Annotated in this window: 19 protein-coding genes and 1 tRNA gene; 6 read left to right on the top strand and 14 right to left on the bottom strand. The window is 64.6% G+C overall.

Features of this window, described 5'->3' with window-relative positions; all coding sequences use genetic code 11:
- Nucleotides 1-5: 5 nt before the first annotated feature.
- On the bottom strand, nt 6-1,592 hold the full coding sequence (locus KYT87_RS05910; RefSeq protein ID WP_219991833.1) for a sulfatase: 1,587 nt from the start codon (nt 1,590-1,592) through the stop codon (nt 6-8).
- A 332-nt stretch (nt 1,593-1,924) separates the two neighbouring features.
- Here KYT87_RS05910 and KYT87_RS05905 point away from each other — a divergent pair, with 332 nt between their 5' ends.
- The gene (locus KYT87_RS05905) at nt 1,925-4,384 is read left to right on the top strand and encodes a penicillin acylase family protein (protein WP_104142915.1); all 2,460 of its coding nucleotides are present in this window, start codon (nt 1,925-1,927) and stop codon (nt 4,382-4,384) included.
- 124 nt (nt 4,385-4,508) lie between these two features.
- Here KYT87_RS05905 and KYT87_RS05900 read toward each other — a convergent pair whose 3' ends face one another.
- The 3 genes from KYT87_RS05900 to KYT87_RS05890 form a co-directional block, all read right to left on the bottom strand.
- The gene (locus tag KYT87_RS05900) at nt 4,509-5,231 is read right to left on the bottom strand and encodes an META and DUF4377 domain-containing protein (RefSeq protein ID WP_240434041.1); all 723 of its coding nucleotides are present in this window, start codon (nt 5,229-5,231) and stop codon (nt 4,509-4,511) included.
- A 354-nt stretch (nt 5,232-5,585) separates the two neighbouring features.
- A complete protein-coding gene (locus KYT87_RS05895; RefSeq protein WP_219991832.1) occupies nt 5,586-11,582 on the bottom strand; it encodes a DUF3320 domain-containing protein in 5,997 nt (1,998 codons plus the stop codon).
- 182 nt (nt 11,583-11,764) lie between these two features.
- Nucleotides 11,765-12,604, bottom strand: a complete 840-nt coding sequence (locus KYT87_RS05890) for a lysozyme inhibitor LprI family protein (RefSeq protein ID WP_219991831.1) — start codon at nt 12,602-12,604, stop codon at nt 11,765-11,767.
- A gap of 171 nt (nt 12,605-12,775) precedes the next feature.
- On the opposite strand from KYT87_RS05890, the gene KYT87_RS05885 reads away from it, so the two are divergent.
- Nucleotides 12,776-13,714 carry a hypothetical protein gene (locus tag KYT87_RS05885; RefSeq protein ID WP_104142908.1) on the top strand — a complete coding sequence of 313 codons (939 nt, stop codon included), beginning with the start codon at nt 12,776-12,778 and terminating at the stop codon, nt 13,712-13,714.
- Nucleotides 13,715-13,717: 3 nt separating this feature from the next.
- Here the strand turns inward: KYT87_RS05885 and KYT87_RS05880 are convergent, their stop codons facing one another.
- The 3 genes from KYT87_RS05880 to KYT87_RS05870 all read right to left on the bottom strand — a co-directional run bounded on the left by KYT87_RS05880 (nt 13,718) and on the right by KYT87_RS05870 (nt 16,656).
- Nucleotides 13,718-14,773, bottom strand: coding sequence for a sensor domain-containing diguanylate cyclase (locus tag KYT87_RS05880; RefSeq protein ID WP_219991830.1), 1,056 nt, complete (start codon nt 14,771-14,773; stop codon nt 13,718-13,720).
- A 205-nt stretch (nt 14,774-14,978) separates the two neighbouring features.
- The gene (locus KYT87_RS05875; RefSeq protein WP_046807037.1) at nt 14,979-15,578 is read right to left on the bottom strand and encodes a nitroreductase family protein; all 600 of its coding nucleotides are present in this window, start codon (nt 15,576-15,578) and stop codon (nt 14,979-14,981) included.
- Between the two features lie 121 nt (nt 15,579-15,699).
- Nucleotides 15,700-16,656, bottom strand: a complete 957-nt coding sequence (locus tag KYT87_RS05870; RefSeq protein WP_219991829.1) for a LysR substrate-binding domain-containing protein — start codon at nt 16,654-16,656, stop codon at nt 15,700-15,702.
- 104 nt (nt 16,657-16,760) lie between these two features.
- On the opposite strand from KYT87_RS05870, the gene KYT87_RS05865 reads away from it, so the two are divergent.
- A complete protein-coding gene (locus KYT87_RS05865; RefSeq protein ID WP_219991828.1) occupies nt 16,761-17,579 on the top strand; it encodes an aminotransferase class IV family protein in 819 nt (272 codons plus the stop codon).
- A 95-nt stretch (nt 17,580-17,674) separates the two neighbouring features.
- Here KYT87_RS05865 and KYT87_RS05860 read toward each other — a convergent pair whose 3' ends face one another.
- The 3 genes from KYT87_RS05860 to KYT87_RS05850 are packed head-to-tail and all read right to left on the bottom strand — an operon-like array spanning nt 17,675 to nt 20,438.
- Nucleotides 17,675-18,640 carry a tripartite tricarboxylate transporter substrate binding protein gene (locus tag KYT87_RS05860; protein ID WP_219991827.1) on the bottom strand — a complete coding sequence of 322 codons (966 nt, stop codon included), beginning with the start codon at nt 18,638-18,640 and terminating at the stop codon, nt 17,675-17,677.
- Between the two features lie 50 nt (nt 18,641-18,690).
- Nucleotides 18,691-19,176: a DUF3237 domain-containing protein gene (locus KYT87_RS05855; RefSeq protein WP_219991826.1), complete on the bottom strand. Its 486-nt coding sequence runs from the start codon at nt 19,174-19,176 to the stop codon at nt 18,691-18,693.
- Complete coding sequence (locus KYT87_RS05850; RefSeq protein ID WP_219991825.1) at nt 19,173-20,438, bottom strand: flavin-dependent oxidoreductase; 1,266 nt, start codon at nt 20,436-20,438, stop codon at nt 19,173-19,175. The genes KYT87_RS05855 and KYT87_RS05850 overlap by 4 nt, the downstream gene beginning before the upstream one ends.
- A 147-nt stretch (nt 20,439-20,585) precedes the next feature.
- Here KYT87_RS05850 and KYT87_RS05845 point away from each other — a divergent pair, with 147 nt between their 5' ends.
- From KYT87_RS05845 to KYT87_RS05830, 3 genes are all read left to right on the top strand, one after another.
- Nucleotides 20,586-21,080: a MarR family winged helix-turn-helix transcriptional regulator gene (locus tag KYT87_RS05845; protein WP_046807032.1), complete on the top strand. Its 495-nt coding sequence runs from the start codon at nt 20,586-20,588 to the stop codon at nt 21,078-21,080.
- A 119-nt stretch (nt 21,081-21,199) separates the two neighbouring features.
- A complete protein-coding gene (locus KYT87_RS05840; RefSeq protein WP_219991824.1) occupies nt 21,200-21,991 on the top strand; it encodes a tyrosine-protein phosphatase in 792 nt (263 codons plus the stop codon).
- 423 nt (nt 21,992-22,414) lie between these two features.
- Entirely contained in the window at nt 22,415-22,720 is a 306-nt protein-coding gene (locus KYT87_RS05830) for a hypothetical protein (RefSeq protein WP_219991822.1), read from the top strand.
- Between the two features lie 108 nt (nt 22,721-22,828).
- On the opposite strand, the gene KYT87_RS05825 is transcribed toward KYT87_RS05830, so the two are convergent.
- From KYT87_RS05825 to KYT87_RS05810, 4 genes are all read right to left on the bottom strand, one after another.
- Nucleotides 22,829-22,913, bottom strand: a tRNA-Leu gene (locus tag KYT87_RS05825).
- A gap of 164 nt (nt 22,914-23,077) precedes the next feature.
- Entirely contained in the window at nt 23,078-23,545 is a 468-nt protein-coding gene (secG, locus tag KYT87_RS05820) for a preprotein translocase subunit SecG (RefSeq protein WP_046807029.1), read from the bottom strand.
- Nucleotides 23,546-23,566: 21 nt separating this feature from the next.
- The gene (gene tpiA, locus KYT87_RS05815; RefSeq protein ID WP_046807028.1) at nt 23,567-24,313 is read right to left on the bottom strand and encodes a triose-phosphate isomerase; all 747 of its coding nucleotides are present in this window, start codon (nt 24,311-24,313) and stop codon (nt 23,567-23,569) included.
- A 130-nt stretch (nt 24,314-24,443) separates the two neighbouring features.
- Nucleotides 24,444-25,421 (bottom strand): NAD(P)H-quinone oxidoreductase, encoded by a 978-nt coding sequence (locus KYT87_RS05810; protein WP_219991821.1) that lies wholly within the window; start codon nt 25,419-25,421, stop codon nt 24,444-24,446.
- Nucleotides 25,422-25,496 lie beyond the last annotated feature (75 nt).

The following is a 25,496-nucleotide window of genomic DNA, read 5'->3' as shown; positions in this document are numbered from 1 at the left end:
ATGCTTCAGGCAATGGCCGTGGGGTGGGGGCTGGTTTCCGCATGGCGGATCATTGTTTGCGACAGCGCAATCAGCAGTTCGCCGCGCCGCGCCTCGGCGGCGGGGTCGTGCCACAGATTGCGAAGCTCGTGCGGGTCTTCGTGCAGGTCGTACAGTTCGCCCCAGTCCGCGTCGGCATACACGCTGAGGCGATAGCGGGCCGTTTGCAGCGTGCGCATCCGCGTGCGCCCCGGAAAACCGAACATCGTGCGCTGACCTTCTTCTTCGATCAGCACGGCGTCGCGCAGCGTGTCGACCGCAGCGGACATCAGCGGCAGCAGGGACTGGCCTTGCAGGCCGTTGTAGGGCGGCAGGCCCGCGCGGGCCAGCACGGTGGCGGCGATATCGGGGGTGGCGCATAGCGCCTGGCTGCGCGGGGCGGCGGGCGCGGCCTGCGGGTCGCGCCAGATGAAGGGGGTGCGAATCAGCCCTTGGTAATGGATAGGGCCCTTGAACAGGAGTTGGTGATCGCCGAAGAAGTCTCCGTGGTCGCTGGTGAAGATGACCACGGTGTTGTCGTCCAACCCCGTCTCGCGCAGCGCCTGCATGACCCGGCCGATCGTGGCATCGATATGGCTGATGGACCCGTAGTTCAGCGCGATGGCTTCACGAGCCTCGCGCTCGGTGCAGGCGAACACGGCCGGCGTGTGCTTGACCGCCATGTTCAGATCGCGCTGCCGATACAGCCACGCCACATGCGGCGGCGGGTGGTGGTGGACGGCCCGGCTGGCGTGAAACGATACCGGCAGCGTTACGTCTTCCGGCCGATATTGGTCCCAGTACGTGCCCGGCGGCGTGTACGGGTGATGCGGATCGGGAAATGAGCATTGGATGAAGAAAGGTGCACGGCCGCCCGCCAGCCGCCGCAGCTGCGCAATGGTTTGATCACCGATGTAGGCGGTGGACGAGCATTCTTCGGGGACGCGCGTGCGCCACGCCTGCCGGTGTTGCGTCAGCACGAAGTCCGGTGTGGGCAGCGCATGCTCGGGCCCCCACTGCCGCCGCGCCTCGGGATGCTGCTGGGCAAGCCAGCGTGCGTAATGGCCGCCGATCTGATCGCCGTGGTCCAGCGCCAGGCGCACGTGGTCAAAACCGTAGAAGGGCGTCTGCACTTCGTGGCCGGGATCGGCTCGCCATTTGGGCGCCCACTCTTGATCGTAGTCACCGCGGTCAAGCCGCCAGGCCTCGCCTTGCGACGCGGCGGCGCCTGCCGGTGGCCATGCGGGACCGATGCCCGTCATGTTCTGCAAATGCGATTTACCGATCAGCGCCGTGGAATAGCCCGCGTCGCGCAGCCGATCCACAAAAGTCGTTGCGCGCTGCGATAGCGCGATGCCGTTGTGGCGCACGCCGTGCACCGACGGCATGCGGCCCGTCATCAGGGTCGCGCGGTTGGGCATGCAGATCGGCGAGGCGACATAGAAGCGGTCGGCGGACCACCCCTGCCTAGCCAGGGCGTCCAGCGCCGGGGTGCGCAGCACGGCGTTGCCGTAACTGCCCACGTGGTCCGCACGTTGCTGGTCGGTGATGAATAGCAGAAAGTTGGGCTGCATCAGGTCTCCTTGCCACCGGCTCATACCGGCTTGGCTGTGTTGATGCGGCCATTGTGCGTAGCGGTTTTGGCGTCGAACAGAGATATGCCCCGGTTGTCGGACCCATTCACCGGTCCGCTCACCCTGTGTTTTGCAGCCCACACATGTATCCATCAGATTCGATCGGCGTGCCAACCGACCACGGCGTTACAAGCCATCCCAAATCTCAACAAATAAAACAGCTTTGCCGCGCTAACTGCTTTAGTTCTAGCAGTTGCTTGCGCGGTTGACCCGGCGGCAGGAGGCCCCGGGGCCCACAGGCATAAAAAAGCAATAAACCTGGAGGAGGAGCCATGCGTTTGTTTAATCGCAGGATCGCCGCATTGCTGGCGAGCGGGCTGATTGCCTTGACGGCGGGGTGCGCGTCAACCGGCAAGAAGGACACCATCAACATGGCCGGGCTGAGCCAGCCCGTGGAAATCGTGCGGGACCGCCATGGCGTGTCCCACATCTATGCACAGAACCAGAATGACCTGTTCTTCGCGCAAGGTTTTTCCGCCGCGCGCGACCGGCTCTGGCAGCTGGACCTGTGGCGCCGGCAAGGCGAAGGCAAGATGGCCGAGCAATTCGGGCCGCGCTTCGTCGAACAGGACCGCGCCGCGCGCCTGTTCCTGTTCCGAGGCGACATGCAGGCCGAATTCGCCAGCTATCACCCCGAGGGCCAGGCGATCCTTACTGCGTTTGCCGCCGGCATCAACGCCTACGTGGATTGGGTGAAGGCCAACCCCGACCAGTTGCCGCCCGAGTTCAAGCTGACCGGCACGCTGCCCGGCTATTGGCGCCCCGAGACCTCGCTGATCCGCATTTACGGGCTGACGCGCAACCTGAATGAAGAAGTGAAGATGGCGCAGCAGGTCGCCGGCCTGGGCCTGAACGCCGTGCAAGGCCTGAGCACCTTCGAGCCGCCTTTGGCGTTGCAAGTGCCGGCTGGCCTGGACGTGCGTCAGATCGACAAGTCCGTCCTGGCGAACTACACGCTGGCGCGCAATGGCCAGAAGTTTGTCGCGGCGGACTTCCCGCAAAGCCCCCTGGCGCTGGACAAGCGCGAAGCGCTTGCCAGCGCGCTGTCCGAAGGCAAGCTGGCGTCGCTGGATCCGAACTTTGATCCGATGGCGACGCGATACGAAAGCAACAACTGGACCATCGGCGGGCAGCATACCGACACCGGCAAACCCATATTGGCCGGCGACCCCCACCGGTCGATCACGATGCCGTCGTTGCGCTACATGGTGCACTTGAACGCGCCGGGCTGGAACGTGATCGGCGCCGGCGAACCGTCGTTGCCCGGCGTGTCGATGGGGCATAACGACCGCATCGCGTTCGGCTTGACGATCTTCGCCTTCGGCGACGAAGAAGACCTGTACGTCTATGACACCAACCCCGCCAATCCCAACGAATACCGCTATCGGGGCGGCTGGGAAAAAATGCGGCAGACGGACGAATCCATTCCCGTGCGCGGCCAGGCGGCGGCGGTGCGCCAGCTGAAATTCACGCGTCACGGTCCGGTGATTCACGAAGACCCCGTACGCCACAAGGCGTACGCACTGCGCGCCGCCTATCTTGAATTTCCGGGCACAGCGGCCTACCTGGCCAGCCTGCGCCTGAACCAGGCGCAGAACTGGAATGAATTCGTGGCCGGCATGGAAAAGCACTACACGCCCAGCGAAAACATGGTGTACGCGGACGTGGACGGCAACATCGGCTGGTTCGGCGGCAGCATCGCGCCGATACGCCCGCGCAACGACTGGTCGGGCATGTTGCCCGTGCCCGGCAATGGCGATTTCGAATGGCGCGGCGTCTTGCCCGGCAGCGCCCTGCCCCGCGCGTACAACCCGCCGGAAGGCTATGTTGCGACCGCCAACGAATACAACCTGCCGGCGGACTACGTCTACAAGGACATGTCGGCGCGCACCTGGGCTGAACCTTATCGCGTCCAGCGTATTCGCGAAGTGCTGGCCGATGGCAGCCGGCTGACGGTGCAGCAATCGCAGGACTTGCAGTACGACAACCTCTCGATACCCGCGCGCACGCTGGGCGGCTATGCCAAGGCACTGAATTCCGCCGACCCGGCGCTGAACGACGCGCTGGGCCTGTTGAAGGATTGGGATTACCGGATGGACACCGATTCGCGCGCCGCCACGGTCTACGCGTTCTGGCTGCCCGAGGTCGTCAAACGGGTGTCCGACCTTTACGTGCCCGCGAATGGCCGCGCGGCGTTCGGCGACTTGTCCACCCGCAAGACGCTGGAAAAGCTGGCCACGCCGGATGCCGCCTTTGGCACGCCGCCGGATCGGGGCCGCGACGCGCTGTTGCTGCAAGCGCTGAACGATGGCGTACAGAAACTGCGCGCCAAGCTCGGGCCGGATTCCACCCAGTGGCAGTGGGGCAAACTGCATCACATCCAGTTCGAACACAGCCTGGCCAGCCTGCTGCCGCCGGACACCGCCAAGGCCTGGGGCACCCCGCGCTATCCGGTGGGCGGCGACAACGACACGGTGCATCGGGCGACGTTCCGCAAGAGCGATTTCCGGCAGATCAGCGGCTCGTCGTATCGGCAGGTGATCGACGTGGCCAACTGGGATAACTCACGCGTGCAGAACGTGCCGGGCCAGTCCGCTGACCCACGCAGCCCGCATTACCAGGACTTGCTCAAGGGCTGGGCAACCGGCGAGTACTTCCCCATGGCGTTCAGCCGCGCCAAGGTGGATAGCGAACGCGCCGATACGCTGACGCTCAAGCCGTCGGGGAACTGACGGGCGGGCCACAAAAAAATGCCGGGTCGCTTGGGCGGCCCGGCATTTTTGTTGGGGTTTTGGTTGGGGTTTTTCTTGGCGTTTTGCTTGGCGTTTTTGTTGCAGTAACCGCGACTACTCGCGACTACTTTTTCGACGCGTCCTGCTCCACCACCATATCCAGCACATACACCTTGGACGGCGCGTCCGCCGGCGGGTTCTTCCAGTCGTAGCGCTTGACGCGCAACACGGTACGCACGCCTTCCTGGTGCTTGAACCCTTCGATGGATTGATAAAGCGGATGCCATTTATCCTGCGTCGGCTGCTGCACGCCCGCTTCGTTGTAGCGGCGTTCGCGCACCATCAGGCACTGGTAATCGGGAATCATGGGGTGGCTGCATTCGGCCTTTTTCGCGGCCACTTCCAGGAACATGATCTGGCCGGCGCTGCCGTACAGCGTTTCGGGCGTGGGTTCGCCAACAAACTTCAGCACGGTGCCGTCCTTACCCACCAGTTCCAGCGCGGGCTCGTGCGTGTCGCCCGACAGCGTGGCCCGCAGATCGCCTTTCAGGCGCGCATTGATCTCGGCATCCAGCTGCATCAAGCTCTGCTCGCACGCCTTCATCGTGGACGCCAGGTTATCCACCGTCAACACGCCGTTCTGGTAGCGGTAACCGCCAAATTGCGTATTGCAACCGCCCCGGATATTCAACGCATCGTTCGTGAAGGCCAGGCGCAGCTGATGCTCGACGCCCGGCTGCAACGTCGGAATCGACTTGCCGGATGCATCGGTGGCAGAAACCAGGCGCCAGTAATACGCGGGCAAGGTCAGCTGGCTGGCGGGCGAGGCGGCAGTGGTGTCGGGCATGGAAGAGGATCCTACGCTGGGAGAGGAAACCGGAGCGCAAGCGGAAAGCAGCGCGGCGCATGCGGACGCAAGAAGAATTATTTTTTTCATGGTTCGTTCCTGGAAGCCGAATGGCACTTAAAGCAAAGCGGCATTCTACGTCCGTGATGTGGACGGGTCAGGCGAAGCGCCGGGCAGAGGGTTTCAAAATCTTGCTGAAGGATGGGATTGGCGGACCCGCTATTTGCCCGCCTGACGAGCAGTGCTTTCATACGGAGGTCGGAGGACCAACACATCCAGGTCATTAACCCCGCCATCTCGCCCCGGTGATTACAGACTGACACCTTACGTCCGGCGATAGGGTTTCATGCCCCCCTACCCCACCCGCAACATCCCCATTTCCTCCCGCACCGCGCCCCGTTGCGCCAGCCCCGCCATCGCGTGTCCGATGCGTGCTTCCGCATCGGCCAAGGTACGCGACATGCCCAGCAGCCGGCACACGGACTTGATCACATCCGCTTTCGGCGCGTTGCCGGTCATCGCCAGTACGTGCAGGACGCCGTTCGCCAGTTCTTGAATGCAGACATCGTCCACGCGGCGGCGCGTGGCGTCGTCGTCGCTTGCGCCGCGAAAGCCGCTCCAGGTTTCGGGGGTGACGCCGGCGGGCCAATAGAAGGTGGCCTCGCCTTCGTCTGTCTGACCCACGTCCATCGGCGTCAACGTGCGCAACCGTTCAATGATCCGAACGCCCGTGCGCTCCAGGCCCCACGCACGAGCCACTTTACGGTGCAGCACCGTCTCGGCGATGGGGCCTTCCGTGTCGATCACCAGGCGTAGTTGTTCCGCCAGCAGCGCGTTGTTGGCGCGGTTGTAGAACGCGTCAGCGCCCTCCGGGGCCGTGCTCAAATCCGCTACGCGATAGGGTGCAACCCCATGCGCGGTCACGCCGTCTGCCGACGGCCAGGCGGTATCGCCTTCTTCTGTGGTGATCACAAATTCGACGGGCGATTCGTCCTGCACCGTGCGTTCCAGTTCCGCGTTCAAGCGGGCCAGGATCTTCTCGACTTCGCGTTCGGGGTTGATCCACCAATCGGTGGACCACACCCGATGCAGCGTCCAGCCCAGCCCTTCAAGCACCACCTGCCGCAAGCGATCGCGATCGCGCGCGGTGGCGCCCGAGTGGTACGCGCGGCCGTCGCACTCGATACCCATCAGATAGCGGCCCGGCGCGCGCGGGTCCACCACGCCCATGTCAATGCGGTAGCCCGAGCAGCCCACCTGCGGATGCACCACCCAGCCATGGTCGCGCAGCACCTTGATGACTTGCGTTTCAAACGGGCTGTCCGGTTCGCGGCCGGTCGGCAGCGACTGCTCGACCAAGGCGCGCGGCCCTTTCAGCGCAAATTCCAGGTAATGCTTCAAGTCGCGCACGCCCGTGGCGCGCACCCGCGACAGGTCGATCTGTTCCGGCATCAGCGTGCTGTAGATCACCACGCCTTCGCGCGCGCGCGAAATGGCCACGTTCAGGCGGCGGTGTCCGCCTTCGCCGTTCAGTGGTCCGAAGTTCATCGTCATCTTGCCGGCGGCATCCGGGCCGAAGGTGATCGAGAAATAAATGACGTCACGCTCGTCGCCCTGCACGTTCTCCAGATTCTTGATGAAAAGCGGCTCGCGGGATTGCGCCGAAATCGCCTTGTCCAGTTCGGCATTGGCGCGGCGGCGGGCGTCCAGCAGCGTTTCGATCAGGGCTTGCTGCGGCTGGTTGAAGGTCACAACGCCCAATGTCTGGCGGCGGCGCGACTCGTCCAGATAGTGCTGCTCGATGCCCTGCACGATGGCTTCGGCTTCGAGGCGATTGGTGCGGCTGCCGCCCCGGTCGTAGATGCCCGCAACCTTTTCCAGACGCACGGCCACGTCATCCGTCACGGGCGACGGGAAGGTGATCAGCTGCGAGTCGTAATAGGTCACGTTGCTGAACGTGATCAGGCTTTCATGCTTGCTGCGGTAATGCCACTGCAAACGCAGGCGATTCATGTCGGCGCCCAGGCATTCGTCCAGAATGCTCTCCAGGTCTTCGACCTGTCCGTCATCCCCCGCGCCGTCGTCTTCGGGCGTGGACTTGCTGAAGAAGCTGGTGGGCGGCAACTGCTTGGTGTCACCCACCACCACCACTTGCTGACCGCGCGCGATGGCGCCCACCGAATCCCACACCGGAATCTGCGAGGCCTCGTCAAACACCACGACATCAAACTGCGAATGCCCGGCGTCCAGATACTGCGCCACCGATAACGGCGACATCAGCAGGCAGGGCTTGAGCTTGGGCAGCAGCGACGGCAAGCGCTGCATCAACTGGCGCACGGGCACGTGGCGCGTTTTTTTTTGCAGTTCGCGGCGCAGTAGGCCAAGCTCGCTATCCGGGCTGACCAGCACGCCGTTGCCATCGGGCACTTTGGCAGCCAGCACGGCGGCGATGTAGGCAGACGTCAGCGTCTGGAAGCGGTCGTCGGCGTCGCGGAATTCTCGGATCTTGCGCTCGTGGTCGGCACTGGAAAACGCGCGCAGCACGGGCGTATGGTCAATGACCTTCTTCACCCACCAGTTGCGATAACTGAATTCAAAATGCGCTTCGACCTGCTCCAGCGGCACGCGGCCCTGCTCAAGGGATGCGACCAAGCCTTGCAGCTGCATCGCAATGGCCTGCTCGCGCGCCTGACGCCATACGCACCACGGCATCAGCAATTGTTTGTTGTGACGCCAGCCCGCCAGCACACCCAGGATGCGCTCAAGCGCGCCATTAGCCTCGGGCGCGCCCACCAGTGGTTCGGGCGGTTTGGCCAGCGCGTCCACTTGCGCCAAGCAGTCTTGCAGACCGCGCCACGCATCCCGGTAGCCCAGCAAAGCCTTGCCCAACGGTGCCCCAGGTTGCAGCAAGGCGCGGTTTTCGCCCACCAATGCGTGCAGCCGGGTGCGCAGGTCCGCTGCGGAAAGCGGGTCGCCCGCCGCCTGCGTGACCGCATCGGCAAAGCGTTCGGCCCATTGCTCATGCCGCTGCACCTGCTCCCAATCCGTGGCCAGTCCCGTGTAGCGGTCTTGCAGCAAGCGCTGCGCGTCCGCCTTCAACGCAGCCAGCTCGCGGTCTTCGATGTTCACCAGCGCCAAGGGCGCCAGCATGGCGGTAATCGACCCCTCGTCCGGCCGCTGGCTGTCCGTGCGATAGCCCGCCAGCCGCTTGCGGATACCGCCCTTGGCGAAGACAGACTTCGGCCACCATGCCGAGCAGGCAGACAGCCACTCGGCCTTTAGCGTATTGGCGTCCAGCTCGGCCAACTGCGCAATCCATTGCGCCCCCACCTGTTCCCAATGCGCGTTGCGCGCCTGCCCGTGACGCACCAGCGCCTGCACCTGGAAGCGCGCGCCGGGGTCGTGCGCCTGCGTGGCCAAGCCGGCGGGCACCTGCGGTGCGGCGAGCAGCACGTCAGCCAGCGTATCCAGACGCGCGTAGGCATTCAGGCTCAAACCCTGCGCCGGCACACCCAACCCATCGCCCACGGTGGCCGCCTGCGTCTGCAAGCTTGCCACCGCCTGCTCCAGCGCATGCGCCGCAGCCAGCAACGCGTCTTGCCAGCTGGGGCTCCATTCGGCCATGCCGATATGCGCCAGCGGATGGCGATGCAGCACGCCAAGCTCCTTGGACAAGGTCGACATGCGGCGCGCGGTCTCGCGCAGCTGCGCAAGGTCTTGGTATTGATGCGCCTGCGCGTCGGCCCAGAACATCGGCGACGGCTCCTTGCCCGCATTCTGAATGCAGGTGCCAATGGCGTCATAAACCGTCAGGCCGTTGGCATGCGCGTGATGCAGCGCGTCGACCAGCCCGTTCAAGTCGTGGCGAAGCACGCTCACGCGTTCGGCCTCGCGCGCCCAATCGTCGCTGGTGCGCTGCCCGCTGTGATCCAACGCACGCCCCAGCTGTTGCAACACCTCGGATTTACGCGCCTTGGATGAATGCAGTTCCAGGCAGAACGGGCCCAGCCCGATATTGGCCAAACGGCGATGCACCACTTCCAGCGCGGCCATCTTTTCCGAGACGAACAGCACCGTCTTGCCGCGCGCCAGCAGATGCGCGATCAGGTTCGTGATGGTCTGGCTCTTGCCCGTGCCGGGCGGCCCTTCCAACACCAGGTCGCGGCCCGCGTCCACCGCGCAGATCGCTTTCAGTTGCGACGAATCGGATAGCAGCGGGGTCAGCAGGTCTTGGGGCCGATAGCTGTCGTCCAGGCGGTCAAAGCGCTGATCCAAAGGCTCTTTGGCAAACGCCTGACCGGGGTGGTCAATCAGATGCTTGACGACGCGGTTGGCTTTCAACTGCTCGGTGCGGTCCTGCAAGTCCTTCCACATCAGGTACTTGGTGAACGAAAAAATGCCCAGATGCACCTGTTCCAGTACCTCCCAGCCCGCGATTTCCCGCACGGCCAAGCGGAACGCCTGCAACACCCGGGCCACGTCCACGCCCTTGTCGTCCGCGGGCAAAACGTCCAGCCCCGGAATGCGCAGCTCGTAGTTGTTGCGCAGCATTTGCAGCAACGTGGGGTTGATGATGGTCTCGTCGTCGTGGCGAACCAGGCGAAAGCCGCTGCGCACCGACTGCCGTTGCAGCGAGACCGGCACCAGGATCAGCGGCGCCAGATGCGCGCTTTCCGCGCCGGGGCTTTCCGTCCAGCGCAGCATGCCCATCGCCAGGTACAGCGTGTTGGCGCCGCCCTCTTCCAGGCCGATGCGCGCCGCGCCGAAGATGGTCAGCAGGTTGGCGTCCAGCGCTTCCTGCGTAACCCGTGCGATCAGTTCCTTGTTGCCCAGCGCGTCCAGCGCCATGTCGTCCAGCGGCGCGCGGCCGCCCCGGCCCACATGCACCTCGGCCATGCGCGGGTCGCTGCCGTCCATCAAGGCGGGCAGCGGACGAATACGGAATTCGCTGCCGTCGGCAATGGCGTCTTCCAGTTTTGCCAGGTCCGGCACAACAAGCGGCAAGGTGGATTTGGTCAGCTTGAAGTTCAGCAGCCGGTTGCGCAGCGTCAGGTCCAGCAGGCGCGACTTCCACTTGGCCAGCCGGCCTTCCGGCGTGTCATCGGCGGGCTCCAGGCTGATCACGAATTCCGGATCCAGCGGCGGCAGTTCGGGCGTGGGCTCGATGGCGGCGGGGTGTTCGGCGTCGTCGGCATCCGTGGGCGCCACCGACACCCCGCGCGAAGGCAGCGGTTTGATTTGCAATTCGCGCGCGCGATGCACGTCGATGGCGTAGCGGAAGGTATTTTCTTCGCGCAGATGCGCCGCGCCCTGCTCCAACGCGCGCCGCAACGACGGCCGGAAGTTGGGATGCTGCGCGATTCCGGTGGTTTCGAAGACCAGGAATTCGCCGCTGTCCACGCGCTTTCTTACCGCCTGCACGTCGTCGGTCAGCGGGTCTGCAAAGCACGCTTGATGCAGCCACACGCCCACCCAGGCGTGCCCGTCTTTCATCAAAATTACCGGACGCAATCCCGCCTGCTCCAGGCAGGACGAGAACAGCATCGCCAGGTCCAGACACGTTGCCACCCGCGCGTCCATGATGCGATCCGGCGTGCGAATTTTCTGCCCGTCCACGCCGAACGAGGCGGGCGGTTCGGCATAGTGCAGCGATTCCGCAGCCAGTGTGCTGTAGATGGCGGACACCTGCTTCCAGACGACGTCGCGGCTTTTGGACTGGTAGCCGTTCATTTGCAGGTCGGCGTACTGCGCGCGCAGAAGCTTGGACGCCTTGCCGATCAGCCCATCCACGGCCGGATTGTTCGGCATGGAAAACGCCGCCAGCAATTCCGGCAAGGCGCGCGTGCCGGCCCATTGGTCATACGCCAACACGGATATCGGTTGCGAGGCCCGACCCAGTTCCTGCGAGCCTGACTGCACCACCACGTCAATACTGGCGCGCACGGCCTCTTGCAGATCGGCCACGTAGCTGTGGTCGGGCGTCAGGTCGAGCGGGGAAATACGGCGAATTTCTCCCGGCACCAGCACGTCAAAGCGCAGCGTTACGGGTTGGGCAAAGGCGGGGTTGCAGCGCAGCCGCACCTCGATGTTCTCGAATGTGTGCTCGGAACGGTTCGTCAGGCGCAACGTACGCACGATGGGCACCGCGTTCTGAATCGAGGCGTAGCCCAGCGTGGGGTCAGCTTCGATGTCGATGGCGATGGCGTCGATGGCATCCCGCGCGCCAGACGCCGTGGCATGCACCAGGTCAGCATGCACCACGTCGATCAGCAACGCGCCGGTTTGCGCCGCGCCGGTCTGGGCCGCGCCCTCCTGGATCGCCGGGGGTTCCAGGTCTTGTCGCTTATCCATCGATATCTCTCGGTTCGTTCCGCGCGGGCCGATGCCGGCAGCGAAAATCTGCAATGCCGGATTTTAAGACGCGATGGCGCCTCTGCCCTCGGGAAACAGCAAGTTTTGCGTATCGGTTTGAATATCGATGGCATGAGGCCCGAGCACCCCATGCGTGCGCCATGCCAGCCCCCGCCGCGCGGCTATTGCGCCGGCGGATACGCCGGGTCGGTCAGGCAGGCCTGCACCCATTCTGCATCGTCCGACGCATCGATCTCGCCATCCAGCTTGGGCAGCGGCGTGTCGGCATACACGTACTGGGGCGCCTCGGGATGCCGGTTCCAGTTCGCCTTGGTGTCCGCGACGGTCGCGCAGGCTTCGTCGGCGCTATTGAACGAGCACGACGCGATGACGCGCGGTTTGCCGTCAACCACGTTGGCGACGTAGCGCTTGGTGTAGACGGCGCCCGACGCCCAGGATTCGTCCACCGTGCACACGCGGTCGTTGTTCTGGTAATGACGAATCGCAAAGCACTCGTAGTCGACATAATCGTGCGGCAGCACGTCGCAAGTCGTCCAATAGCCGGCGAACGCGCCGCCCGTGAATTGCGATTGAAACTTCTGCTGCTGAACCGCCCTGCTGATGATCGTGGGCGTGGTGGCGCCCTTGCCGGTTTCCTTGAACTGCGCGCTGCGGTTCTCGATCAGCTCGCGCGCAATCTCGCCGGCGGTCTTGTCATCGGGCACGGTGTCCGGGTCGCCAAGCAAGCGGTCCAGCGCACGATCGCGCGCGGCCAGCCACCGCTTCTGGCTGGCGACCAGCATCGCGCGGATGCTGTCGTCGGGCGCCTGCTTCAAGATCGCCTGGTAAGCGCGATTCAAGTTCGCATCGGCCGCGACGGTGGCCTTGTCGGCGCAGATCAGCTTTTCGACGGCGGTACCCGCCTTGGCGCAATTGATGGCCATCGCCGGCGCGGACAGCGCGAACACGCCGGCCAGAAAAACGCCCTTCACCGCGTTCAGTGGGAAACGTGCCAATGTCATTGCGTCTTCTCTCTTTGCGTAAGCCAGCGGGGCCAGCGTGGCGCCGGACCCCCGGCGTGCCATTCTGCATGAAATCAACTTACAAAATAGAAACAGAGTTCAACGTTCTGAAACGTGCACCCGCGCTATCCTGCGCCGGCTTCCTCAACCCCTAACACGCTTCCCTTACCCATGCGCATCCGATTCGCCTCGCTACTGTTGACCCCCCTGTTGGCCTGCGCGTCATATGTGCCGCAAGCATGGGCAGACACGACGGTGCCGTCGCTGGACAAGGCGCGCGGCGCCATCCAGACGGAAGATGCCCGCCGGATGTACGACAGCCAAATGAGCGGCGCGCCCCAACCGGACGGGTTGGGCGTTGCGCTGCCCGACGGCTTCACGCGTGAATTCCTGGTGCAGCAACTGGCCCCGGGCCAGGATCCCAAGCGGCTGCTGGTCGCCGGCGCAAAGCCGTGGGGGCAGCGCCCGGGCACGTTTGTCGCAATGGTCTGCCTGGCGTCCACGCCCGAACGCGCGGCGCAGCTGATCAAATACGGTGGCGGCGAATGCGCCGACCTGTCCAGCGACGACGACAAGAACGGCGTCTGGTTTGGCGTGTTCGGCACGACGCCGGGCGCCGCCCCAACGCTGCTGGCGCGCACCAACGGCCCGGTCAAGACGCCCACCGACTGGCGCGATACCGATATCGACCTGCCCCAGGACGTGGCAACGGAAGACGCCAACGCGCCGTTGCTGTCGGTGCCCACCGAATGGAAACGCTTCGATCTGGCCGCCTACAAGATCGCCCCCGGCGCCGTGGCCTTCGGCGTGCGCGCCGGATGGAGCGAAGGCTATTCAGGCGGCGGCGCCAACTTCGAGGCCCTGTACCTGTTTCACATCGACGGCCCCACGCTGCGCGTGGTGTTCGCGCAGCCCATGTCCTTCTTCAAGTCCATCGCGGGCGACTGGCATCCCGACGGCACGCGCGATCACGACATGTCCGACGCCAGCAACCTCTTGATTGTGCTGCCCGAGAAAACCGACGGCTACTTTGACCTGCAACTGCGCCAACAAGGCGGCAAGTGGCGCAAGACGTTGAAGTGGTCGGCGGCCGAGCGGGCGTATCGGTGATGCTTAATGGATCGTGCGCGCCCCTTTGCGCGCGCGCTTGATCTCGTACATGCGCGCATCGGCCAGGCGAACCGCCGCTTCGGCATCCAGGCCGCGCGGGTCCACGGCCACCACACCCACGCTGGCTCCTTCGTAGGACACCACGGCATCGCCTAGCTGGTAGCGCCCTGCCGTGGCCGCCGTGGCGCGTTCTTCCAGCGACCGCGCGGCTTCCATGGCGTCACCCCGTTGCGCGGCGGCGCCCGCCGTGGCGTCCGTGCGATCCAGCTCGGGGCCTGGCCCCACCAGCACGAATTCGTCGCCACCGATGCGGCCCAGCATGTCGGAGGTGCGCAAGGCGGCGGCGACGCGGCGTGCGATCTCCTGCAAGAACACATCCCCTTGCTGATGGCCGTACGTATCGTTGATGCCCTTGAAACCATCCAGGTCGATCACGCCCACCAACACGCTGCCGCCTTCGCGCAGCGCACGCTGCTCCAGGCGTTCCAGCTCTTCGTACAGGGCACGGCGATTCGGCAGGCCCGTCAGCGGGTCCGTCATCGCGTAGGACATCAGCTGGACGTTGGCCGAGTGCAGTTGTTCCATCAACATTTCGCGTTGCAGGAAGTTGGCGATCACGTTCGAGAACAGCTTCAACACGGACTCGGCCTGCGGCGCCAACTGCAATTGGCGCGCGCTGGCGGCGCACAACGTGCCCAACAACTGGCCTTCGTCGGTACGCACCGGCGCGCTGACGTAGGTCTGGATGCCCAGCTGGCGCGCGGCTTCGGAATCCGGCCAGCAATTGGCGACGTCGCTGGTGCACATGCGCCCGTCTTCCAGGGCGCGCTTGCACAGCGTGTCCGACCATGGCACGGACAAGCCTTCGGGAATCTGCAAATCGCCCACGTTGCGGGCGTAGCGCACATGCTGCAAATCGGCCTTCAGATCGATCTCGGTCAGGTACGTGGATTCCAATCCCGTCACGCTGCCCAACATGTCCAGCAAGGGGCGGGTCAGTTGCTCGACCGTTTTGGCTTGGGGCAAGGATCTGGACAGCCCGGCAAGTATCGGATCCATACGGCATCTCTCCTTCAAGCGCGCTTGCCGCCGCGCGGCAGCGCTGCCGGCCCAAAGGAGTCGGGCCGGACAAACGACCATTATGCACTTGTCGACAATTTGCGCCGGCCCATGAAAAAGCCCGCGCTTCCTGTGTCGGAAGTGCGGGCTTGCATGGCGTTTTTGATCAGGCGACCGGCGCCTGCGTCACGTCACGTCAGGGCATTCAGCCAACCACGCGGAAACGCTCGGCATCGTCCATGAAAGGCTTGTCGCCAAAACCGTTTTCGTTGGAGCCGAACGGCATTTGCGCGCGTAGCTTCCACGAGGCCGGCACGTTCCATTCACGCGCGACCACGCCGTCGATCAGCGGGTTGTAATGCTGCAAGCTGGCGCCGACGTTGGCGTTGGCCAGGGCTGCCCAGGTGGACAATTGAGCCATGCCGCCCGACTGCTCGGACCACACCGGGAAGTTGTCGGCATACAGCGCGAATTTTTCCTGCAAGCTGCGCACCACGTCCTGGTCTTCGAAGAACAGCACGGTGCCCACGCCGGCGGCGAAGCTCTTGAGCTTGGCTTCGGTCTTGTCGAAACCTTCGGCCGGTGCAACCTTGCGCACTTCTTCGATGGCCAGGTCCCACAGCTTCACGCTTTCATCGCCAAACAGGATGACGGCGCGCGAGCTTTGCGAGTTGAACGACGAAGGGCTGTGCTTGATGGCTTCCTGGATCAGGCTGGCCAGTTCTTCTTTGGAGGCCGACACATTACGGCCCAGCGAATACTGCGTACGGCGCTTCTTGAGTGCCTCGAGATAAGCGTTGCTCATGGGACTTGACCTTTCGACTGGTAGATAGGGGGTGGTATGGGAACGAATTCTAACGGTCGAACCGTGACACGCGCACTAGCAGCACGGCCAAAACGGCTGGTTTTGGACGGAACAAACTGTTCTATTCGTGGAACGAGCCGGGTTGATAGTGCTGTTTGACGGCATCCGCGGCGCTGACGGTCCGCAGCATCCAATCCCGCAACGCGCATACCCGGCGGTCGGACGCGCTGGCCGCCGGATACACCAGGTGATAGGCGTATTCCGGCGCCACCCGAACCCCAACATCGAACAGCCGGACCAGGCGGCCGGCTTGCACATCGCGTTCGACCAGTTCCCATTCCACCAAGCCCACCGCCGCGCCATCCATCACGGCTTGCACCACGTGGCTGGATTCCGCGAAGGCGACGCTACGGCTATCGTCGAAGCCATCAACGCCCGCCGCCGCCATCCACATCGGCCAGTTCGGCCAGACAATGCCGCCGGGCCGGCAGTCTACGTAGCACAGCGTGTGGTTGAACAAGTCCTGCGGGCGACCCAATGGGCGGCCAGATTGCAACAGCGCCGGACTGCACACGGGAACGACGACGGTATGAAACAGCCGATGGGACACCGCACCGGGGTAATCGCCCGCGCCGAATCGGATGGCCGCGTCCACATCGTCAGCGGCAAAGTCGCGCACGGCATCGCTGATGTCGAACGTCAATGCCAAGCCGGGGTGTTCGGCCTGAAACTGGGGCAGGCGCGGCAACAGCCAGTGCGTGGCAAAGCGCGCGCCCACTGACAGCCGCAGTTGGGCATCGCCCCGCGTCAGCCGTCGCGCCTTGGACACCGCCTGCTGCAACGTGTGCAACGCGTCGGCAGCGGCGTCGAACAGCACCGTGCCGGCAGGCGTCAATTGAATGCTGCGGCTGGTGCGCGTGAATAGCACCACGCCCAGTTGTTCTTCGATCTCTTTGATTTGATAGCTGACGGCTGCCGGCGTCAGCCCAAGTTCGTCGGCAGCGCGCGTGAAGTTCAGGTGACGCGCTGCCGCTTCCAGGGTACGCAGAGCACGGGTGCCGGGCAGCAGGCGATTCATGATCTTCAAGCCAAATTTGATAATGGCGTGAAAATAACTCGTTTCGCCTGGTAATGGCAATGCAGGATAGTGGCGAAACTTGATGATCAGCCCGGATATCCCTCATGCCCGCCTTGGAAAGCTTTCCCTATGTCATGCAGCGCAACGGCCTGCCCGCCACCGCCGCCGACCTGGCCCCGCTGGCGTTTGCCGGCTACGCCCACTTCACCGCGATGCAGGTACGCGGCGGACGGGTCCGGGGCCTGGACCTGCACCTGGCACGTTTGCGCGCGGCCTCGCTGACGATGTTCGGGCGGGCGTTGCCCGATACCGCCATCGTGGATGCGCTGCGTTCAGCCATCCGCGCCAGCCCCGAGGACTTATCCCTGGTCGCCACCGTCTATTCCCCAGCCGGCGAATTCACCGTTGCCCAGGGCGATACCCCGCTGGACATCCTGGTACGGACCGGGCCGCCTTCAAATGGCCCGGCCGGGCCCCTGTCGTTGGCGGCGATGCAGCACGAGCGGATGCTGCCGGCCGTGAAGCATGTGGGCGAAGTCGCCAAGACGTATCTGTTGCGGCAGGCGGCCCGGCAAGGCGCCGACGACGCAGCCTTCGTCGACCGGCAGGGTCGTTTGAGCGAGGCGTCCATCTGGAACCTTGCGTTCTGGGATGGGCAGGCCGTGGTGTGGCCCGATGCCCAAATGCTGACCGGCACGACGATGGGCATCGTGCAGCGGCAGCTGCGCGACAGGCAGATACCGCAGCGGGTGCAGCCCGTGACGTTGGCCGACCTGCCGGCCATGGCGGGGGCCGCCGTGATGAACTCCTGGACGCCGGGCGTCGCGGTGAGGCGTATCGGCGACACCGCGATGCCGGACGCGCCCGCGTTCATGGCATTGCTGCACGACGCCTATCAGGCCGAAGCGCTGATGGCGCCGTGATGGCTTGCGGCCACGCAACGGGATGCCCGCAACGGGATGCCGGCAACGGGATGCCGGCAACGTGGATGCCGGCAAACGGGAGGGGCCGGCAACGATCAGTCGGCGCGGAAACCCGTGGCCTTCACCACATCGCTCCAGCGCTTGGATTCGCTGGTCAACAACGCTTGCAGCGTCTGGCGGTCGGATCCCACCACCACGAAGCCGGCCTCGGCCAGGCTGCGTACGGCAGCGGGCTGGCGCAGCGCGGCGGCGCTGTCTTTTTGCAGGCGGTCCAGTACCGCATCCGGCGTGCCGGCGGGCGCGAACAGCGCGAACCACGCGCCGAAGTTCACGGCGGGCAGGCTGCGTTCGGCAAAGGTCGGCACCGCCGACAGCGCCGGCGAGCGCTGCGCGCCGGTGATGGCCAAGGCGCGCAGCTTGCCGCCCTGCACTTGCGGCACGGCCAGCGCCGTTGTCACGAACGCGGCCTGCACCGCGCCGGACACCAGGCCGGACACCGCGTCGCCCGTTGAGCGGTAGTGGATGGCCTCGATCTTCATGCCCGCTTCGCGCGCAAACAATTCGGCGCCAAAGTGGCCCGGCGTACCCGCTCCGAAGGTGGCGAAGTTGATACGATCGGACGCCTTCTTCGCGCCGTCGATAAACGCCGTCAGGTCCTGATACGGGGAATCGGCCGGCACGACCAGCACGAAGTCGGCGCGCACCACTTCAGAGATCGGCGCAAAATCGCGCGGCGGATCGTAATTCAGGTTGCGGTAGGTGGCGGGCGAGATGCTGATGGAGCCGACTTCGCCCAGCAGAATCGTCTGGCCATCGGCCGGGCTGCGCGCCACGGTCTGCGCGGCGATCTGCCCGCCCGCGCCCACCTTGTTTTCCACGACCACGCTTTGGCCTAGCAACGGAGCCATGTGTTGCGACAGCGTGCGCGCCACGATGTCGGGCCCGGTGCCGGGCGGAAACCCCACATTCAGCCGCACCGGCCCATTGGGAAATTGCGCCATCGCGGCAAGCGGCACGCACAGCAGGAAGCCGCCCAACAGGCGGCGCAGCATTGAAGTCATGGTTGTCTCCGAGTCGTTTTTATCGTCATGCCACGGCGGATGCCGCGGGTTCAGCAAATGCGGTAGAAGCGCAGTTCGACCCGGTCGGGATAGCGTGCGCCCGTGCCGATGAACAGGCTTTCGTTCATCCAGCCCAGTGCGGGCGCCGCCGTTTCAAAGCGCGGATAGCTGCGGAAGTAAATCCTGGCGGGGTCCACGGGTTCGCCGCGCACCAACCGGGCGATGTCGTCCGCGTGCCCGGTGCGTATGCCGGTGTTCTCGACGTAGACGCGATCGCCCTCGGGCGTTTCGATGACGTAGCGCGCGTGAATATCGGTGTACGTGGCCGAGCGGATCACCTGAAAATCGGCGCCGCCCGGCAGCACCTTGCCTGTCAGGCGTGGGCCTTGCGCGGTGCCGCCCGTAATCGGGATGACGCGGCGGCGGCCTTGCGGCGTGTCGCCCACTTCCTGCGGTGCGCCAACCTGGACGATAACGGTGGTGACGTGTTCGAGCCGGGGGGCTTCCGGGTCGGTCAATGCATCGATGGCGCTCATGGCGTGGATTCCCGGCTTTTCTTCAAGGCGGCGGGATCGAATCCCGCCAGTTGTTTGTAGCGCAGCGATACGGCCGCCAATTCCTCGTGCGCCATCACATCGTGGATGTCGGTGAAACCTTGCGGCGCGCGTTCTTCGGCCATCTGCATGACCTGTTCGGGGCCGTTCAAGCGGTTGCGCAGCACGATGCCGGCCGTGCGCGGCAGGCGCTCGGCCTCATATTCCAACAATGCGATTTCCGGCGTGCGCACGCGACCGCCGGCCGCCTGCGCCAGCCAATCCGACAGACAGCGCGCGTCCAGAATGGCCTGCGCCGATCCGTTCGAACCAATGGGGTACATGGGATGCGCGGCGTCGCCCAACAGCGTCACGCGCCCCCGCGTCCAGCGCGGCAGCGGGTCGCGGTCCACCAAGGGAAATTCGTAGATGGCTTCTGCGCCGTCGATGATCGCGGGAATGTCGATCCAGTCCCAGCGCCAGTTGGCGAACCTGTCCGCGAACACCGACTTGTCCACCTGGCGGTTCCAGTCGGTGGCCGGCAGTTCGGCGCCCGGCACGGAAAGTTCGGCAATCCAGTTGATCAGCGAGCGCCCTTCGCGGCGCAGCGGTTCAGAGATCGGGTAGCAGACGAACTTCTGGTCCTGATGACCGGCCATGAACATGCTGCGCCCGTCCAGGTAGGGCGGGGCCTCCGTGACCGCGCGCCACAGCATGCGGCCAGAGAAGCGGGGTTCGTCGCCCACCGGATGCAGTTGGCGGCGCAACGCGGAATGGATGCCGTCGGCGCCCACCAGGATATCGCCGCGCACGCGGTGCAACGATCCGTCCGCGCGCCGCCGGAACACTGCCGTGGCGCCGTCCGCGTCCTGCTCGGCGGATTCCAGCACCATGCCCGTCACAATGGCATCGTTGCCCAAACGGTCTCGCACCGCCTGCGCCAGCAGCATCTGGAATTCGCCCCGGTGCACCGAGAATTGCGGCAGCGGATAACCCGCCTGAACGCCACGCGGCTCGCGCCAGATGGGCTGGCCGAACTTGTTGTAGTAGTGCAGCTGCGACGTTTCGATGGCGCGCTCGGCCAGCGCGGGCATCAGGCCCAGCTGTTCCAGCTCGCTGACCGCGTGTGGCAGCAGGTTGATGCCCACGCCCAGCGGTCTCAGTTCCTGGGCGCTTTCATATACGCGGCATTCGATGCCGCGCCGATGCAGCATCAGCGCGAGCGTCAGCCCGCCGATGCCGGCGCCGGCGATGACGATTTGCATGTCTACTCCTGGTCTTATTTGTTATGCAACATAACAAAATTGCCGCCGATTCCGCACCGGGGATTTCCCGTAATCCGGTAGCGCGGCGCGCATGACTGCATTAGTGTTGAGCCCCCTGACACCAGGACCCTGCCCCGCGCCACCGCCATGTCACGAGCCGCATCCCAACGCCCCCGCCGCCCCGGCGCGCGAGGCGAGCAGTTTCAGCCCCACGTCCCCGGCGTCCAGTACGGCGCACTGGACGGTCTGGTCGGCTACGCCATCCGACGCGCGCAGATCGTTATCTATGAGGACTTCCTGGCCGCGTTGGCACCGTGGGACATCACGCCCCAGCGGTTTTCGGCGCTGACATTGATTGCGGCGAATACTCACCTGAAACTAACGGACCTGGCTCGCATCCAGGGCATTGCGCGGTCGGGCGCCGTGCAGATCGTGAACCAGTTGCAGGCGCTGGGCTATGTGGAACGGCAGGACGCCGAGCACGATAAGCGCGCCTATTCCCTGGCAGCCACCGACGCCGGCCGCGCCGTGCTGGCCGACATTACAGAGGCCGTGCAGGCGCATGACGCGCGGATCAGCCAGGAACTGGGTGCGGCGGAAAAGCGGCAGCTGATTGAATTGCTGGGCAAGCTGGGGGCTTAGGCCCGGGCGGCTATTGCCCAAACGAGCGCCGGCGCCCCCCCCCCACAAGGGCGGCATGGCCGCTGCGAGCGCGCCCGTGGTGCTACGATCCACCGACCCGTTTACACGTGAAGGAACCCATGCCGACCCCCATGCGCCAGCAAGACCCATTCATGCCAACGCCCGAAGCCATGCAGCGCCGCCTGGAGCTTGAGAACGTGCACAATGCGCGCGACCTGGGCGGGCTGGCCGGGATCGACGGCCGGCGCGTGCGGCGGGGAAAACTGTTTCGCAGCGGCAACCCGGGCCGCGCCAGCGCCGCCGACCTGGAACGGCTGGGCGCGCTGGGTTTGGAAGCCGTCATCGACTTTCGCGCTGAACCGGAAAAGGCCCACGACGAGGCGCACTTCGGCCAACGCTTTCACTGGATTGCATCGCCCGTGCTGGACGGCAATATGGCCATGGCATCCCTGCTGCCGCGCCTGCGCGACGCCAGCCCGGCATTCGCGACGACCATGATGGTCGAGATCTACCGAGAATTTCCGTCGCACTACCAGGCCGCGTTTGGCGGCTTCATGAACACGGCGATGACGGGCAAGACGCTGCTCTTTCATTGCACGGCGGGCAAGGACCGCACCGGCTTCGCATCGCTGTTGCTGCTATCGGCGCTGGGCGTGGCGCAGGACGATATCCTGTCGAATTATCTGGAATCGAATCACTGCAACGCCCGGTTCTTTGAGGACATCCTGGCAAAGTCCGGCGCCAGCGGCATCAAGGACGACGTGATGATGCCGCTGCTGGAAGTGGCGCCCGCGTACCTGGACGCGTCGGTGCAGGCCATCAAGCAGGAATACGGCAGCATGGACCGGTATCTGAAAGACGCGCTGAAGATAGACGCCGACGTCTTGCGCAATCATTACCTGGAAGCCTGAATCTTGCCGCGCGGGCGCGATTCAGTGGCTTCGGCGGGTTCAGCTACTTCAGCCGCTTCAGTTGCTTCAGTTGCTTCAGTCGCCCGAGCTGCGGCGCAGCCGATCGGAAGACTGCTTGTTCAAGCGCTTTGCCTCTTCTTCGGCGTAGTCTTCTTCGCCGGGGTCGTATGAGCCTTCGTGCATGCAGCTGCTGCGATACCACTGGCACTCGCTGCTACGGGAGTCTCCCAAGCCAACCATGGAACATCCTGTACCCATCGCGATTAGCGACGCTGCCGCACCGCAACGGATCAACTGTTGAATCGACATAAGCTTGCCCTACCGTTGAATCTACAACGCCCTTTATAACAGTGCCGCATCACTGTTTTGGCGTGCAGGGGCGTGCGCATTACATCCCCTAACTGAAACCCTAGGATCGAAACCATGTTGAAGGACCGCGCATTTCTGGCCTGGCTCGCCGTCTTTGCCGTGGTGGCCGGCACACTGATTGCGTTGCTGTGGCCACGGACGTCGGCGCCTGTATCGATTGGGGGTGGCGGCTATGACCTGTCGGATTGGGTGTACACGCTGTCGCTGCTGGCGTTCACGGGATTGTGGTCGACGGTGGCGACGCTGATCGGGCTAAGCCGAAACAACGCGCATGACGCGAAGCGGGCGTATCGATTGGCAGCGGTCGGGCTCGCGACGTTCGTGGTGGCGGTGGTGGCGTTTGGCGGGAACTTGCATTGAGGGATCAATGGCCATGTGTCCAAGGCCAAAGGCAAAGGCAAACGCACACTCAAAGCAAAAAGCCCGCTGAAACGTAGCGTTTCAGCGGGCTTTTTTGCGAGGAATTCTTGGTGCCGACGGCGAGACTCGAACTCGCACAGCTTTCGCCACTACCCCCTCAAGATAGCGTGTCTACCAATTTCACCACGTCGGCATTCACCAGATTTCTGTAACCCTACCGATAGGCAAGGCCAGAAAGTCGAGCATTCTAGCATGGATTTAGTAGAACCCGGAATGGAGCAGATTTCGGGCTCCGGTCCCAACGGCGCAAAATAAAAAAGCCGGCGCGCACGCCGGCTTTTTCAACCTTGCCCGATCTTACTTGGCGGGCGTTTCAGCCGGCTTGGTGGCCGGAGCGGCCGGGGCAGCGGGCACCGAAGCGTCGGGCTTGGCCGGCGCGGCAGGCGCCGCCGGAACCGAAGCGGCACCCGGAACCGAAGAACCACCGGCTGCGGGAGCAGCGGGGGCTGCGCCCGGCACTTGCGGCACGGAGCGGTCGGCCGGGAAGCTTTGCATCACGCCGGAGTCAACGGCCGGGCCGCTGGTGCCCTTGTGGCTGACGTAGGCCAGGCCGGCGGTGGACGCAAAGAAGACCACGGCGGCCCACTTCGTGGCGCGCGACAGGAAGTTGGCAGCGCCAGTGGCACCGAACAGGCTGCCGGACGAGCCGCTACCGAAAGCGGACCCCATGTCGGCACCCTTGCCCTGCTGCAGCAGGACCAGGACGATGATAGCCAGCGCCGAAAGTACTTGGACGGCCAGCAAAAGTTTAAGCATCAAGGGCATTACAGACTCCGGAACGGAAACTTAGATGGCGGCAATACGCAAAAATTCTTCAGCCACTAGCGACGCGCCGCCGACCAGGGCCCCGTCGATATCAGTCATGGCGAACAAACTGGCGGCGTTGGCAGCTTTGACGCTACCGCCGTATAAAACTTGTACTTGCGCCGCGCCCAGCGTGCGCAGGGCGGCGCGGATGGCGCCGTGAACTTCCTGCGCTTGCTCGGGGCTGGCAGTGCGGCCGGTGCCGATGGCCCAGACGGGCTCATAGGCCAGGACCATGCGCGCCACCGATTCGGCGCCCAGGGCCAGCACGGGCTTCAACTGGCGCTCGATGACGGCCAGCGTGTTGCCCGCTTCGCGATCCGCCAGCGATTCACCGACGCAGACCACCGGGGTCAGGCCTGCGGCCAGCGCGGCTTGCGCCTTGGCGGCAACGATTTCGTCGGTTTCACCGTGCAGCACGCGGCGCTCGGAGTGGCCGGCCAATGCCCAGCGGCAACCGAATTCTTTCAGCATTGCACCGGACACTTCACCGGTGTAGGCGCCTTTTTCGTGTGCGCTGACGTCTTGCGCGCCCCACGACACGCTGCTTCCGGTCAGGGCCGAGCCAGCTTGCGCCAGATAGGGAAACGGAACACAGATGCCGATCTCGCAGTGGCTCGCGGCATCCGCGGCGCGCAGCTCGGTCAGCAACGCGGCGTTCTCGGCCAGGTTGCCGTGCATCTTCCAGTTGCCCAGCACGAGGCGGGCGCGATTGTCGACTGAAGTCATGGCAGGTGTCAGAGTGGGGGTGAGCCCCGGGCAATGATGCAACCGCCCACGGGCCTGCCTGGAAAAAATTCCAGGCGAAACCCAAGATTGTATCCTGTTGCGCGGCGATACGCCGATCGCCGCGCGATTCTTACATTGTCAGGATGATTTTGCCGATGTTTTCACCGCCTTCCATCATGGCGTGCGCCTTGGAGGCCTCGGCCAGCGGGAAGGTGGCGTGAACGATGGGCTTGATGGCCCCTTTTTCCAGCAAGGGCCAAGCCTGTTCGCGCAGGGCGCGGGCGATGGCGCCCTTGAAGGCGACGGGACGGGGACGCAGGGTGGAGCCCGTGATGGTCAGGCGGCGGCGCATGACTTGAGAGGTGTCCACGTCGGCGCGCGAACCGCCCAGTTGCGCAATGATGACGATGCGGCCGTCATCGGCCAGGCACTGCATGTCGCGGGCGATGTAGTCGCCGGCCACCATGTCCAGGATGACGTCCACGCCGCGCCCATCGGTCGCGCCCATGACTTCCTTCACGAAATCCTGGGTTTTGTAGTTGATGCCTTTTTCAGCACCCAGTGCCTCGACGGCACGGGCGCGGTCGTCGCTGCCGACCGTGGCGAACACGCGGTTGCCCATGGCGCGCGCCAACTGGATCGCCGTGGTGCCGATGCCGCTGGCGCCGCCGTGCACCAGCAGGATCTCGCCTTCGGACAGGCGGCCGCGATCGAACACGTTGCTCCAGACCGTGAAATAGGTCTCGGGCAAACCGGCCGCTTCAACGTCTGACAAGCCCTTGGGAATGGGCAGGCATTGCGCCACGGGCGCCACGCAATATTCGGCGTAACCACCGCCGGCCACCAGGGCGCAGACCTTGTCGCCGATGGCAAAACCGCTGTCGGCAACGTCACCGCTTACGATCTCACCGGCCACTTCCAGGCCCGGCAGGTCGGACACGCCACGCGGCGGGGCATAGTTGCCCTTGCGCTGGAAAACGTCGGGGCGATTGATGCCCGCGGCGCTGACTTTGATCAGGACTTCACCCGCGCCGGGTTCGGGCGTGGGGCGTTCTACGGGGACCAGGACCTCGGGGCCGCCGGGGCGGGAGATTTCTACAGCGTGCATCGCGTGCCTCCTTTGCAGCAAATAGATTATTATTGCGCCCTTTACGGCATCTCGCGGGATCGTTCGGGCAGAATG

It is taken from the genome of Achromobacter sp. ES-001, from assembly GCF_019448355.1.
In the GTDB taxonomy this organism is placed as follows: domain Bacteria; phylum Pseudomonadota; class Gammaproteobacteria; order Burkholderiales; family Burkholderiaceae_B; genus Achromobacter; species Achromobacter spanius_B.
This window is presented reverse-complemented; position numbering and strand designations above follow the sequence as displayed.